The following is a 13,493-nucleotide window of genomic DNA, read 5'->3' on the forward strand; positions in this document are numbered from 1 at the left end:
TGTCCGTTTCACACCTTGTCCCATCGGGCTCTCCATTTATTGGGGGGAAAGGTGTAAACCATATTCAGGACGGGACAGCGGCAACAAAAAGGGGCGTTCTGCGCCCCGAATTCTTTATCATGCCCCCTTTAAAATCGCCGGGTCCTGGTGCGGCGCGCCCTGTGTGCTGCAGTGAGGGGCGAGAGCCCCGGCGCCATGGTGGCTGCGTGCATCATCAAGCCCGCCTGGCAGGGCATTGACGGCGATTGCAATCAACAGACACGCTCCTGGATCAATAGCCCGTCATCTCCAGATAGCCGACCCCCTTGGCATCCCCCGAGACAGAGACCGCGCCCTCCCAGTAGTCAAAGCGACCTGTCATGGCCTGATTGGGCTGACGGGCTTTGATGGTGAGGATCATACCGGCGGCGTTTAGCTGCCACTCGACGGGGTAATTCTGCCCCTTGGGGCCGCGCCAGGTGTTGCCCGGCGTAAGGCGAATCGCGTCGGGGGCGAGCACCCGGCTGCTGCCATCCCGCTCAATGAGAATGCCGTAGCGGTTTTCTGGCTGGTTTTCGGGATTAGCGCGGCCCGGTTTGGTGCGCAGGCGAAACAGCATCAGCTCGCGGCCATCGGCCAGTTGCAGCGAAAACCAGTCCCAGCCCGATTGCCATTCGGCCAATACCGAGCTGCTCCACTCGTGATCAAACCAGCCTTGTCCGGTGACGGTGCGGGTCTCGCCATCGCGAGTCAAGGTGCCGCGAAGAGTGAGGCGCGGGTAGGAGTAGTAAAAGGAGGCGTTGCCCGGGCTCTTCTCGCTGTAACCGGCCTTGCCTTGCAGCACCAGCGGCTTGGCGGCAGTGACGGTGAGGTTCAGCTCGCCAATCTTGCTCTGCACCTTGAGGGTGGCGGGGAAGAGCGCCGCCCCTTGCGAGGCAAGCCGCCACTCCCTGAGCCAATATTGGCCGCCGCTGGCCCCCGCCAGTCCCGGCCCCTGCCGACTGGCCCGCTCATCTTGCTGGTGGCTGCCACGGTCGAGATCCGTGATGGCAAATTGGGCCAGCCAGAGCTGGGGGGTGAGCCAGGGGGTGCTGGTGCGAAGATCTTGCTCAATCCCTTGGCGAAACAGGGTCCACTGCATGCCATATTCGCGCCCCTGTTCATCCTTGAGGTTGCCGGTGAGATACCACCACTCGGAGCGGTAATCGGGGTGGGCAGCGTGATCCTCCGGCAATTGGATGGTTTGCCCCGGCAGCACCTTTTTAAAGCTGTCGCTGCCGCCGCCGAGCAGGGCGCCCAGATCGCTGGCCTGCGCGCTGCCGATCATGGCTATCAGCGGGAGCAAGAGGGTGGCGAGCCACAGGGGCCGTAAGGAGGACAAGATCCCCCTCACCCTGGCCCTCTTCCAAAGGGAGAGGGGATGATTCAATGCCGCACTGTGCTCCTCTCTGCGCTGAAGAAGGGGCGTAGAGAGGGAAGTGGTCAATGGGAGCTTCAAGCCATGGCTGAGCCAGTGCGCTAACCGATATTTCATACCACTCTCCTTGCCGCATACCAAGATGCCAGTGCGCCACAGACCGGTGCCAGCAACAGGGCGGTGACCGCATGAAGTGGGGCGGCCTCGAAGGCGAGGCGCCAGCCAAAGGCGCGCGGGTTGACCACCTCGATCAGCACCCAGGCGAGGCCATACCCCACCGGCAGAGCCAGCAGGGCGGTGAGTAGCCCCAACCCCGCCCCTTGCCACACCAGCAGCTGGCGGCAATGGCGGGGGCTCAAGCCCAGACTCTGCAAGGTCTGCAGCTCGCCACGGCGCGCCAGCCCCAGCACCATAAAGGCCGAACCAATGCCGACAAAGGCGATGCCAAGGATCAGCAGTTTCAATAGCTCGGTCACCACAAAGGTCTGGTCAAACACCTTGAGCGCCGCGCTGTGGATGGCGGGGGCGGAGAGCAGATTGAGCTGCTCGCCAAAGCGCTCGCGCAGGCGGTCGGCCAGCTGCTCAGGGTCGTTGCTAAAGAGGGCGAGGGATTGCACCGCTCCCGCCTCGAAGGCGTGCAGGATCTGCCCCTTGTCGCTGCCGTAGTCCTGATAGACGCCGGTGACGGTGAACTGCCGTGGCCCCTGCTCGCCGCTGATCGCCAACTGCTGGCCCACCTTGACCCCGAGGCGCACCGTCAGCGGTTCGCTCGCCAGCACTTCGTCGGGGCGGGTCGGCCAGCGCCCGTCCAGCAGCGGGTAGGCCGCTTTAAGCTGGGGGATAAAGTCCATCTGCGCCCACTCGATGGGCTGCCCCTGCCAGCGGGCAGGGTGCACCGAGCGGCGCGAGGCGGCGCTCACCAGCGGGTTGGCGAGCAGGGTCTTAAGGGTTGTATCGCTCAAGGTGCCCTTGTTGCCCGCCACCCCCTTGGGGGCTGTGACATAGAGATCGGCGGCCAGACGCTGGCCGAGCCAGATCTCCACGCTTGAGCGAAAGCTCGACACCATGACTCCGATGCCGATGGCTGCCGCGATGGCCAGCTGCAACGCCATCACCGCGATGGCGGTGCGATCGAGGTGATAGAGGGTCTCGGCCACCCCGAGCCGGGCGGTAAGGGGGCCGCCCGCACGTCTTCTCAGCCAGCCAAGCAGGCCGCGCAGGGCATCGGGCAGCCAGAGCGCCATGGCCAGCAGCCAGCCTCCGGCGATAAAGAGGGCGCCACTCAGACCTGTTTGTGGCAGCCACAGGCAGAGGGCGCACAGCAGCAGGATGGCGATGGCCAGCACGCGCCGTCGCCACGGGTGAGCGGGGGGGCGGCTGCTTCCCGCTCGCAGTTCGAGGGGGGATTGGCGCAGCAGTTGCCACCAGCCGGGCAGGTTGGCGGCCAGTGTGCCGAGCAGCCCGATCAACAGTGCCTTGAGCAGGCTCACAGGGGAGAGGCGCAACAGGTCGATGGGGTTGGGCCCATAGAGATCGGCCAGCGCCTGGGTCAGTTGCCCCATCAAGGCGAGCGCCAACAGGCTGCCGAGCAGCACCCCGAGCAGGGTGCCGATGGTGGCGAGAATAAGTAGCTCCAGAATGAGCCAGCGCAGCACCCGACTCGGCCCCATCCCCAGTATGATCAACTGGGCCAGCTGGGGGCGGCGTACGCTCTGGACAAATCGCTGGGCGTTGAACACCAGAAACAATCCCACCGCCATGGCGAGCAATGAGAGCGCCGTCAGATTGAGGGCCAGTGCATCGCCAAGCTGGCTGGCATCGAGCGCCGGGCTGATGGGCTCAAGCCACAAGGGCTGGTTGGGGTAACGGGTCTGCAGGGTGGCCTGCAGGGTGCGAGCCTCGGCGTCGCTTAGCTTGAAAACGATGCGATCGAGCCGACCCGCTTTGCCCAGCAGCGGCTGGGCGAGGCCGATATCGGTTATCAGCAGCCGCTCCATGGGCACGGCGCCCGGTTCAAAGGTGCCTGCCAGCGTCAGGGTCAGGGGGCGGGCGCTGGCGCCATCGCTGCCGCCCAGCACAAAGCGTCGGCTCTGGCCCGCTTGCCAGCCAAGGCGCTCTGCCTCGGGGGTAGCCAGCCAGATGCTGTCGGCGCGGTTTAAGGAGAACGCGGGCTCGCTCTCCCGAGTGGCGCCAAACAGCTGGCGCAGCGGGCCGGGGTTGAAGAGATCCATTCCCAGCAGTTGAAAGCTGCGCCCCTCTTCATCCTTGAGCCAGCCATGGAGCTGGGGCATGGCATCGAGGGCGGGCTGGCTGGTCACCAGCTGCACATAAAGCTGCTCATCCAGCCCGCCAGCAGGGGCCAGCCGGTAGTTGGCTTCCCCCGCCAGCTGGCTGCGGGCAGCGACAAAATTGGTGCGGGCACTGTGATTGAGCCGCTCGATGGCCACCACCAGCGACACCCCCAATACCAGCCCTGCCAGACTCATCAGCAGCAACCAGGGGTGGCTGCGATAGAGGCGCAGCAGCGCTTTGAGTGGCAGCATCAGCGTGACTCCGGCAGGCGCAGTCGCTGTTTAGTCATGGCGGGGCCCCTTGAGCTCGATAAGTTGCCCCCCTTCGAGGCGCAGCACCCTGTCGGCCAGGGCGGCATAGGCCGGGTTGTGGCTCACCAGCAGCAAGCCAGCACCGGTATCGCGTACCGCCGCCACCATCAACGCCATCACCTGTTCGGCATTGTGCTCATCGAGGCTGCCGGTGGGCTCGTCGGCGAGCAGCCAACTGGGTTGATGGATAAGGGCGCGGGCCAGCGCCACCCGCTGTCGCTGACCGCCGGATAGCTGCTCCGGCCAGGCATGGCGCTTGTGGCTCATATCGAGCCGCTGCAGCAACTGGTCAATCTTTGTCTCATCCGGTGGCAGAGCGTTGATGGCGAGCGGCAGGGCCAGATTCTCGGCCACGTTCAGGGTCGGCAGCAGGTTGAAATCCTGATAGACGATGCCGAAATGGCGACCCCGCAGGCGCGCCCGCTCATCGGGGGAGCGGGTGTCGATCCGGGTCTCCCCCAGCCAGATCTCCCCTTCGTCCGGTGCAATCAGCCCGGCGATCAGATTGAGCAGGGTCGACTTGCCGCAGCCGCTTTGGCCCAGCAGCAGGGTGATCTCGCCAGCAGGGAGGGCGAGATCGAGATGGTGGAACAGCGGCAGTCGTTCACTGCCGTTATCGAAGCTCTTGCAGAGGTTGCGCAGGGTCAGCATGGGATAACCGTTTGATGGTCAATGGCTTTCATCATGCTTGGTACGCTAGCACGGCCAGCATTGATCAACACCCCTTACGGTTGATCAAGAGTGCCAGTTAGTGATCAAGGCGGCAAAAGAGCAGTGGATCCTCGCTGGATCCCGCTTGCCCGAGGTGGTTAGAATAGGGGCTTCCATGGGTCACAGGATGAGCAAGGATGTTACACAAGCAAGTCAGTTTTATCATCGATAGCAAGGGCAACAAGCAGGCTGCCGTCGTCCCCATCGAGATCTACAACGAGCTGATGACCCTGCAAAAGGCACTCTCCGACAACCGGCCGGGGGAGCGCGAGCTCTACCACTTCAATGGCAAGGGGGCCGAGGCCCACGGTTATCCGGTGGGCAAGCGGCAAAATCCGGGTTTTATGGTGCTGGCCGGTTCCACCGCCAATGGCGAGGATGCTGCCTCCCTGCGTGAAGCGGTGATCGAGCTGCGTCACGAGCTGCTGGAGAAGGGGGTCATAGTGCCCCGCAGTCAGGGCGGCTTTGTCTTTACCGCCGATCAGCTGTTCAACAGCCCGAGTCTGGCCGCCAGTCTGGTGGCGGGCAATAACCGCAGCGGTCTGGATGCCTGGCAAAACAGCGCAGGCTATACCCTCAAGCAGTCGGGTTTCGGCAAGAAATAATCCCGCGTTTCGACAGCAAACCAATTAAGCGTTAATTGACCTGGATGAATTTTTCTTTTCATCCAGGTGCTAGCATCATTGCCAGATGGTTCTAAAAGGAAGAGACCATGTCTGCGCTCACCCCTGTTATTTTGCTGCTGTCCCTGTTTATCCCTCCTGCCCATGCCAGTAGTGGCCCTGTTCTGTTGACATCTTCCTCAATCGGGCTTTTTTGTGTCGGATTGTTTGTGTTGGCCTACGCCCTGGTGATGGCTGAAGAGTATCTGCAACTGCGCAAGTCCAAACCCGTGCTGGTGGCCGCCGGGGTGATCTGGATCCTGATCGGTATCGCCTATGCACAGCAAGGGATGAGCCCTGTCGCCGAGCAGGCCTTCCGCCATACCTTGCTGGAATATGCCGAGTTGATGCTGTTCCTGCTGGTGGCGATGACCTATATCAACGCCATGGAGGATCGCAGGTTATTCGATGCCCTGCGCGCCTGGCTGGTGCGATCCGGCTTTCACTTGCGCACCCTGTTCTGGTTGACCGGCGGGCTTGCTTTTTGTATTTCGCCGGTGGCAGACAACCTGACCACTGCGCTCTTGATGTGCGCCGTGGTGTTGAAGGTGGCCAACGGTGATCGGCGTTTTGTCAATCTTGCCTGCATCAACATAGTGATCGCCGCCAACGCCGGAGGGGCGTTCAGTCCCTTTGGCGATATCACCACCCTGATGGTGTGGCAGGCGGGCAAGGTGCAATTTGGCCAGTTCTTCACCCTGCTTATTCCCTCTCTGCTCAATTTTCTGGTGCCGGCCATCCTGATGAGCCTGATGGTGCCGCGTCATGTGCCGGAGGCTGATAACGAGGTGGTCGAACTCAAGCGGGGGGCCCGCCGTATCGTCGCGCTGTTCTTGCTGACCATCATCACGGCGGTGCTATGCCACAGTTTCCTCCACCTGCCACCCGTACTGGGTATGATGCTGGGGCTCGGTTATCTGCAGTTTTTCGGCTTCTATTTGCGCAAGTCGCTGCCACGATCCCTTGCCCGCAAGCGTGCGCTCTATGAACGCAATGGCGATGAGGTGCGGTTGCGCAGTCTGGGTTCTGTGGTGCCATTTGACGTGTTCAACAAGGTGGCCAAGGCGGAGTGGGATACCTTGCTCTTCTTCTACGGGGTGGTGATGTGTGTAGGGGGGCTGGGCTTTATGGGGTATCTGGAGCTGGTATCACACTGGTTGTATGACGCTGGGGATCCCACCATGGCCAACATCTTCATCGGGGTCTTGTCCTCCGTCATAGACAACATTCCCGTGATGTTTGCCGTGATCTCGATGAGCCCAGACATGGCGCTGGGGCAGTGGCTGCTGGTGACCCTGACCGCCGGGGTGGGCGGCAGCCTGCTCTCCATCGGCTCTGCCGCCGGTGTTGCCCTGATGGGGCAGGCCCATGGCATGTATACCTTCTTTGGCCACCTGAAATGGTCGCCGGCTATCTTGCTCGGCTATCTGGTGAGCATAGGGGCGCACCTCTGGCTCAACAGTGCCCAGTTCTGAACGTCTGCCCGCCAGTACGAAAAGAGGCTTCCGTTGATGGAAGCCTCTTTCGTTTTCCTGGCCGAGGGGGATAGGGGGGGTCAATCGCCCCGCTTGCCCGCCAGCAGCCAGTAACTCAGGGTGGAACCCACGCCACAGCATGCGATGGCGATGGCCATGGGCAGCGGCGATTGGGGCGGATTGAGGTTGACCAGAATCCCGACCAGGGCGCCGATGCCAAAGCGCAGGGTACCCGCCAGTGCCGAGGCGGTACCCGCAGATTGCGGGAAGTGGCCCATCAGACCGGTCATGGCGTTGGCCCCCACCAGACTGATATGGCCGATAAAGAGTACCACCGGAATGACGATGCCCCACAGACCGCCGGTCTGGCTCCAGGCGTTGTAGATCAGCAGGGCGCCAGCGCAGGGCAGCACCAGCAGGCCGTATTGCAGCATCCGCTCGGCACCCACCCCTTTTACCAGTCGGCTATTGACGAAAGTGACCACCATCATCAGCAAAATATTGAGACCAAACAGCCAGCCGTAGTGCTCGGTCTGCACCTTGAAATACTCGATATAGACATAAGGGGAGCCACTCAGGAAGGCGAACATGCCGGAGCTGGAGAGGGAGCCGCACAGCACGTAGCCCATGGCGCCGCGATGGGAGAGTACCCCCCAGTAGTTCTTGAGGATCTGGCCCAGATTAAGGGGCTGACGGTGCTCGGGTTTCAGGGTCTCCTGAATTTTCCACTGCATCACCAGACAGATCAGCAGGCTGATCCCCACCAGCAGCCAGAAGATCACCCGCCAATCGGCGTGGGCGCTGATATAGCCGCCGACCACAGGGGCTACCAGCGGCGCCAAGGTCATCACCAGAATGACGAACGACATGGCGCGAGAAAACGCATCCTTCTCGAACAGATCGCGCAGCAGGGCATTGACCACTACCGAGCCCGCCGCACCGCCCGCTGCCTGCAACATCCGATAGGCCAGCAATTCGGGCAGGGAGTCCGCCATGGCGCAGCCCACCGAGGCGATGGCAAACATCACCAGCCCCGCCAGGATCACCGGCTTGCGGCCATAGCTGTCGGCCAGCGGGCCGTAGAAGAGTTGGCCGATGGCAAAACCGCCCAGAAAGGCGCTGATGGTGAGCTGGGCACCGTCGATGCTGGTGGCTAGATCCCGAGCGATGGCCGGAATGGCGGGCAGATACATATCCACCGCCAGCGGGGTCAGACCCGCCAGAGCGCCGAGCAGGATAAACAGGAAACGGGGAGAGAGCATGGTGGCCTGGGGGGACTGTGCGTGGGGCATAGGGTATCCGCTGGTGAACCTTGGTTGAAAAAGGGAGAAGGGCGAGTCTATCAGGTTTGCCCCCGCTCGGCATGACGTTCCTACCCCCTCAAAAGGGGGAGGTGTCCGATCGCTCAGGCACCTTGGGGATCACGCTTGCGGTCATGTCGGCGCGCTGCGCGGATCACTCCCCCCAGCCAGAGCAGCCAGGCCAGCAACGAGATGGCGTAACCGAGCCGCTCCGGCCAGCGGGCGGTGAGGGTGAAGGTGAGGCTGTGTTGTCCGGCGGGCACCCAGACCTGCACCAGCCCGTTGCGGGTGCTGCTGACGCTCAGCGGCAGGCGCTGGTCGAGCCTTGCCTGCCAGCCCGGGTAATCAAACTGGTGCAGGACCAGCTTGGCGGGTGCCGGGGCATCCACCGTCAATTCGATATGACGAGGCTGCCAGCGCTGGATCTGCCAGTTCACCCCCTGATGGTCGCTGGTGATGGCGGGCTGGAATTCCTCTTTCCAGGCCAGCAGGGTGGGGGCAAACATGCCGCGTGGCACCTGCTTTGGTCGGTATTCGCGGGCGCTGCGCTTGCTGTCGAACTCCCCGTCGAGCTGACTCTTTACGGGAGCCTGGGTGAGCGGCGCCTCGCGTACATAGAGTCCCTGCGAGAGCAGGGTGAGGGCAAGCAGTAACCACCAGACCCACTGCCACGGGCGATAGGTGGGGGTACCCAGCGCCACCACGGCGACGGTAGCGATGACCAGCAGCAGATTGAGGCGCCAGGGAAATTGCACCAGTTGCAACGGAGTGAGCAGGCGCCACAGGGGCTCGCTTGGAGGCAGCATCATCAGAAAGCTCAGGGTGCCAATGACCCCCCAGAGCAGCAACTCGGGATGGCGCGGCTCGCGGGCGGCAGCCCAAGCTACCAGCAGCAGAGCCAGGGTGAGCAGCGTCAGCCAGGCGAGATGGCCGCGAAAGCGCCAGTCATCACGGCTTTGGGGCAAACGATCGAGAAAGTTGCGCTGAAATTCGAACATGCCGGTGCGCATCTGCTCCATGGAGATCCCCCCCTGATCCAGCAGAGCGGGCAGCAGCAACAGGCTGGCCATCGCCAACCCCCAGAGCTGGCCCAGCAGGGTGCCAATGAGCGGGGAGGCGGTGACAGGGACACTGACAAGCGCTGTGCTCCCCTTGTAGCGCCAGACCAGTAGCAGGCTGCGCAGGGTGAGCAAGCCCAGAATGAGCAGGGTGCTTGGTAGATGGGAAAGCGTCAGCATGGAGACGGCCAGTGCGAGCTGCAGTAGTGCAAAGGGGGCGCCGCGGCAGAGGCGATCCTGCGCCAGCAGAGCCAGCGGCGCCCAGACGAAGGCCCAGCTCTCCGCCAGGGCAAAGCGGGCGTAGATATCGATGGCCAGATGATAGGGCAGCGCCATATAGAGCAGACTGGCCGCCAGCGCCCGTCCGTGGCCGGCAAAGGGACGCAACCAGAGATAGGCAAACAGGCCGGAGAGCCAGAGTGCCACGCTGCTGCTCCAGAGCAGCGGCGTCATCGCCTCGTGGGCCAGTGGGGTGGGGCCGGCGAACAGTGCGCTCACATAGTAGGGCAGGGGGGGATAGAAGAAAAAGACCGGGCTGCCGAAGGCGCCGTTCATCTCCATCAACCAGCGCGGATAGAGTTCACCTTGCCACAGTTGCACGGCAAAGAAGTGACCGGAGAGCAGGTGATGAAACAGATCATGGCCCTGACTGCCGCCGCGCAGCCAGAATGGTAGCAACAGGAGGGCACAGGCCCCGGTCAGCACCGACAAAACCCACAGCCACTCTCTGGTTACACGCATAAGGAGACTCGTCTGTTATGGATGCGCTGTGAGTGTACCCGAGTTGTTCCCCTCTTTTTTAGTTGCCTTGGCGGATTTTTGTGCTCTTTATATGTTTCTTGTCACTTTCCCCATGGGTTGTCTGCAGCGAGGGAATGGCGAGCCAGAGTCCGGGCTCGGCGGCAAAGCGCGGGGCAAACCAGTGCTGGCGCACCGCGCTGGGCATTTCGTTCGCGGCGATGGGGCGGCGACTGAGGCGGCAGGCTCCCTGAGAGAGTGCCAGCGCCGCATCCCCCTTGTACCAGCCGTCCGTTACCGGCAGTGCCGTGGTTTCCCGCAGCAATCTTACCCCCCACTGGGTCACCAGCGCAGGGCACGCTTTCTCTGCCAGCCTTGCTGCCTGCACCATGGCGGGTGGACGGGGCAGGGTAAAGGTTACGCCGAGCAGCAGCAATCCGGCCACCGCGACCACCCCCTCGCCACGGCGCGGCAGCCAACCTGCCAGCAGCACGATACCGAGCAGGGTGACGGGGGCCAGATGGCGGGGATTGTCGGGATTCTGGCCAAACAGGGTCCAGAGCAGCAGGGCGAGCCAGTAGAGCGTCCAGAGCACGGAGGGGGTCGCATTGTGATCCTTTGACCGTTGCCAAAGCGGCGGTACCAGCAGCGCCCCAACAGCCAAGGGCCAAAGCGGGGTGAGCTGATCGTTGAAGGTGCGCGCCCAGCTCAGCAGCCGATCGCCGTGGGCCGCCGCCGTGTTGCCCCACAGGGTAAAGTGGCCGTCGGTAAAGCGGCCTCCCTCGCTGAAATAGGCCCAGCCATCGGCCTGCCAGACAAAGAGCAGGCTGATAAGCCCAACCAGTGCGATGGGGAGCACAAATCTGACGCGTGTTCCCTTTTGCGCCATCCCCAGCCACAGAGGTAGCAACGCCAGTACAAAATAGGAGGGGCGCAGGGCCAGCATAAGGCCCAACAATAGGCCTGCCAGTGCGAATCTGCGCTGCTGCAAGGCCAGCAGCGCCCCAAGCCAGGCGGCGAGCGCGGACCCGTCAGAAAGGCCGGAGAGCGCCAGCGTCGGGGTGAGCGGCAGGGCCAGCACCAGCAGCCAGACGGGGGCGAGCAGGCTTGGCCGTTGCCACAATCTGACCGCCAGCAAGGCGGCGAGCGGCGCCAGCAAACTGCTACCGAGCAGACTTGCCCACTGCACCGCACGGGCTGGATCGTCTACCGCCAGATTAATCAGCCGCGCCAGCCAGATAAAGGCGGGGTAGCCCGGAAAGTGGGGGGAGAACTCCAGCACGCTAAAGCGCGTCACCCCGTGGGCGAAATTGAGGGCATCATCGGAATCGAGTGCTACCGGGAAGGCTAGCAGCCAGCCGAGCCAGGCCAGTTGCAGCAGGATCAGCAAGTAGGGTCGATTAGCGAAGCGTAATCGGCCGTGGTGACGCCCCCCTTCTCCCCTTGCGGGAGAAGGGTTGGGGATGAGGGGGGCTGTCATCATCGATGAGAGGCCATCAAAGCGGCGCCAGCACGGCCATCAGCGCTTTTTCCGCTGCGGCAAAGGCGGCGGCGTCGGCGGGCTTGGCGCCCACCCCGAATACCCCCGGGTTGCCGATGGCATCCAGCACCTTGGCCAGCGCCTGTTCGGCCGCCTTGCGATCCCCTTCATCGAGGGAGGGGAGGATCAAGTCGAGGAAGCGCTTGCTCTTGACCACCAGCACCTTGGCGGTCTGGTAGTCGCCAAGATTCTGGCTGGCCCCTTCGAGGCGGCGTTCGATCTCCGCCTTGTAGGCGCGATTGAGCAGGGCGGCGGTGGCGGCAGCGTCTTTCCCCTTGATGGCGGCGGCCAGCGGCCCTTGCAGCTCCACCTTGTGGTGCTGTTCCAGATAGGTCAGCTCGTCGGCAATCTCGCTCAAGGTGGCGCTGGCATCCTTGCCGTCAGTGGCGGCGCCCAGCAGCGCCTCGCGGGCGTCGATCAGTGGCTCCTTGCCGGCGGCGGCGTAGGAGTATGCCTGCGCCTGCCCGCTCAGGGTCAGCAGCAGGGTGAGGGCGAGTAAACCCGGGCGGATGGTCATCCTGTTCTCCTTACTTATGCCAATGGCGCGGCACTCAGGCCACGCTCTGGGTTTCAATCACGGTATTTTCGTTGCGATGGTTAAAGATGGCGTGGCGTCTGTCCACCCCGTCGATCACCATGTCGGCCGCCATCATCCCCATCTCCATGGCGGTGTCGGTGAAGATATAGCGAAATGTCCCCTGACGGCCGGTCATGATGAGGTTGGTGATGGGCATCAGCGCCTTGATGGCTTCGTTGCGGCGCGCCTGATAGCCCAAATCCATCAGCGGATAGGCGTACTCGCTGCGGGCTTCGAAGGTCTCATCGCCAAGCTTGGCGGTATCGACGCCGAGGCTCGCCAGATCGGCGGTGACCCGACCGCGCAGATCAGAGAGCGGCGCCTGCCAGGTGGCATCCCCCGGATTGCAGGGGATCTCCAGCATCACCGAGGTCTGGCCCTGGGGCGCCATAAAGGGGCTGCGGCGGCGCGGCTCCTGCAGACGGGTGGCCAGAATATGGGGGTCGGAGAGGTACTGCCAGGTGTTGTCCGACAGGTTTTCCTGTTTGAGGGGCATATTGACGAAGCGAAGCGACCGGTATTGGAGATCGCACGGCAAGCCCAGATGCTGGCAGGTGAGCGGCAGCGGCAGGGTGGAGATCACCTGATCAAAGCGCTCGCTCTGTTCAACGTCATCTTGTTTCCAATACACCCGTTCAATGCGGCCATCAGCCTGCTCAAGGCGGGTGATGGTGGCGCCGGTTTTGAGCTCGACTCCCTCGGCAACCAGCCGCTCCCCCAGAGTGGTGAAGATCTGGCCGAAGCCATATTTGGGGTAGCGGTATTTGCGGGCATAGGTGCGCACCGAGATACTGCCGTTGCGTCTTGGCAGCAGGCGGCGGGCCACGTCTTTGAGATCGATCAGGCTGATGCGCTGGCCGGCCCAGTCGGCGGAGAGCTTGTCCGGGTTGATGCCCCACAGCTTGCCCGTGTAGCCCTCGAAAAACTGGCGATAGAGGGTGCGGCCGAAGTGGCTCTGGATCCACTCGGCAAAGCTTGCCTTGGCAAAATCATCCGGCTTCTTGGCAAAGGGTAACAGCAGCAAGTCTTTTACCGCACCGGCCATCAGGGCGAGCGGCGCCGTCTTGAGCAGGTTGGGCAGGTTCAATGGGTAGTCATAGGTGCGTCCGCCAAAGCGGATGACGCTCTTGCGCTCGGCGTGGAGCAGATCGTCCCCCATCAGTTCATCGATAAAGGCGAGCAGCTCGGGGTTTTTGGTGATAAAGCGGTGACCGCCGTAGTCGAATCGATACTCCCCATCGCGCCCCTTGAAGGTCTGGGTGGCACACATGCCGCCGACCACCGGCTCCTGCTCGAACAGGGTGACTGCAAAACCGGCGCGGCGCAGGCGCCAGGCCGCCATCAAACCGGCGGGGCCAGCGCCCAGCACTGCAATGCTTTTCTTGTTGTTATCGCTCATGACCTATTCCGAAACTGCTTGATAGATAAGGGA

The 13,493-nt window shown here is 62.9% G+C and carries 10 protein-coding genes; 2 read left to right on the forward strand and 8 right to left on the reverse strand.

Going from position 1 to position 13,493, the window contains the following annotated elements:
* Window positions 1-271: 271 nt before the first annotated feature.
* From G5287_RS02375 to G5287_RS02385, 3 genes are all read right to left on the reverse strand, one after another.
* Window positions 272-1,324 (reverse strand): lipocalin-like domain-containing protein, encoded by a 1,053-nt coding sequence (locus tag G5287_RS02375; RefSeq protein WP_421230850.1) that lies wholly within the window; start codon window positions 1,322-1,324, stop codon window positions 272-274.
* Between the two features lie 185 nt (window positions 1,325-1,509).
* Window positions 1,510-3,939 (reverse strand): FtsX-like permease family protein, encoded by a 2,430-nt coding sequence (locus G5287_RS02380; protein ID WP_421230742.1) that lies wholly within the window; start codon window positions 3,937-3,939, stop codon window positions 1,510-1,512.
* A gap of 30 nt (window positions 3,940-3,969) precedes the next feature.
* A complete protein-coding gene (locus G5287_RS02385; protein ID WP_338774637.1) occupies window positions 3,970-4,650 on the reverse strand; it encodes an ABC transporter ATP-binding protein in 681 nt (226 codons plus the stop codon).
* A 197-nt stretch (window positions 4,651-4,847) separates the two neighbouring features.
* Between G5287_RS02385 and G5287_RS02390 the strand changes: the two genes are divergently transcribed.
* Window positions 4,848-5,315, forward strand: coding sequence for a DUF4357 domain-containing protein (locus tag G5287_RS02390; RefSeq protein ID WP_005333716.1), 468 nt, complete (start codon window positions 4,848-4,850; stop codon window positions 5,313-5,315).
* A 107-nt stretch (window positions 5,316-5,422) separates the two neighbouring features.
* Window positions 5,423-6,847, forward strand: a complete 1,425-nt coding sequence (nhaD, locus tag G5287_RS02395) for a sodium:proton antiporter NhaD (protein ID WP_421230743.1) — start codon at window positions 5,423-5,425, stop codon at window positions 6,845-6,847.
* A gap of 80 nt (window positions 6,848-6,927) precedes the next feature.
* Here nhaD and G5287_RS02400 read toward each other — a convergent pair whose 3' ends face one another.
* The 5 genes from G5287_RS02400 to G5287_RS02420 form a co-directional block, all read right to left on the reverse strand.
* The gene (locus G5287_RS02400) at window positions 6,928-8,139 is read right to left on the reverse strand and encodes a Bcr/CflA family multidrug efflux MFS transporter (RefSeq protein ID WP_421172186.1); all 1,212 of its coding nucleotides are present in this window, start codon (window positions 8,137-8,139) and stop codon (window positions 6,928-6,930) included.
* Window positions 8,140-8,252: 113 nt separating this feature from the next.
* On the reverse strand, window positions 8,253-9,947 hold the full coding sequence (locus G5287_RS02405; protein ID WP_421172185.1) for a hypothetical protein: 1,695 nt from the start codon (window positions 9,945-9,947) through the stop codon (window positions 8,253-8,255).
* Window positions 9,948-10,005: 58 nt separating this feature from the next.
* Window positions 10,006-11,334, reverse strand: a complete 1,329-nt coding sequence (locus G5287_RS02410; protein ID WP_421230851.1) for a hypothetical protein — start codon at window positions 11,332-11,334, stop codon at window positions 10,006-10,008.
* A 106-nt stretch (window positions 11,335-11,440) separates the two neighbouring features.
* Complete coding sequence (locus G5287_RS02415; protein ID WP_227340711.1) at window positions 11,441-12,001, reverse strand: hypothetical protein; 561 nt, start codon at window positions 11,999-12,001, stop codon at window positions 11,441-11,443.
* A gap of 34 nt (window positions 12,002-12,035) precedes the next feature.
* The gene (locus G5287_RS02420) at window positions 12,036-13,460 is read right to left on the reverse strand and encodes an NAD(P)/FAD-dependent oxidoreductase (protein ID WP_227340710.1); all 1,425 of its coding nucleotides are present in this window, start codon (window positions 13,458-13,460) and stop codon (window positions 12,036-12,038) included.
* Between the last annotated feature and the right edge of the window lie 33 nt (window positions 13,461-13,493).

The sequence above is a fragment of the Aeromonas sp. 603079 genome (genome assembly GCF_049172135.1).
In the GTDB taxonomy this organism is placed as follows: Bacteria; Pseudomonadota; Gammaproteobacteria; order Enterobacterales; family Aeromonadaceae; genus Aeromonas; species Aeromonas veronii.

What these genes read in the sequence shown, in the direction of transcription:
- G5287_RS02390 (WP_005333716.1), top strand. Translation starts at nt 4,848, where the DNA reads ATGTTACACAAGCAAGTCAGTTTTATCATCGATAGCAAGGGCAACAAG.
- G5287_RS02380 (WP_421230742.1), bottom strand. Translation starts at nt 3,939, where the DNA reads ATGCTGCCACTCAAAGCGCTGCTGCGCCTCTATCGCAGCCACCCCTGG.
- G5287_RS02385 (WP_338774637.1), bottom strand. Translation starts at nt 4,650, where the DNA reads ATGCTGACCCTGCGCAACCTCTGCAAGAGCTTCGATAACGGCAGTGAA.
- G5287_RS02405 (WP_421172185.1), bottom strand. Translation starts at nt 9,947, where the DNA reads ATGCGTGTAACCAGAGAGTGGCTGTGGGTTTTGTCGGTGCTGACCGGG.
- G5287_RS02415 (WP_227340711.1), bottom strand. Translation starts at nt 12,001, where the DNA reads ATGACCATCCGCCCGGGTTTACTCGCCCTCACCCTGCTGCTGACCCTG.
- G5287_RS02400 (WP_421172186.1), bottom strand. Translation starts at nt 8,139, where the DNA reads ATGCCCCACGCACAGTCCCCCCAGGCCACCATGCTCTCTCCCCGTTTC.
- G5287_RS02420 (WP_227340710.1), bottom strand. Translation starts at nt 13,460, where the DNA reads ATGAGCGATAACAACAAGAAAAGCATTGCAGTGCTGGGCGCTGGCCCC.
- nhaD (WP_421230743.1), top strand. Translation starts at nt 5,423, where the DNA reads ATGTCTGCGCTCACCCCTGTTATTTTGCTGCTGTCCCTGTTTATCCCT.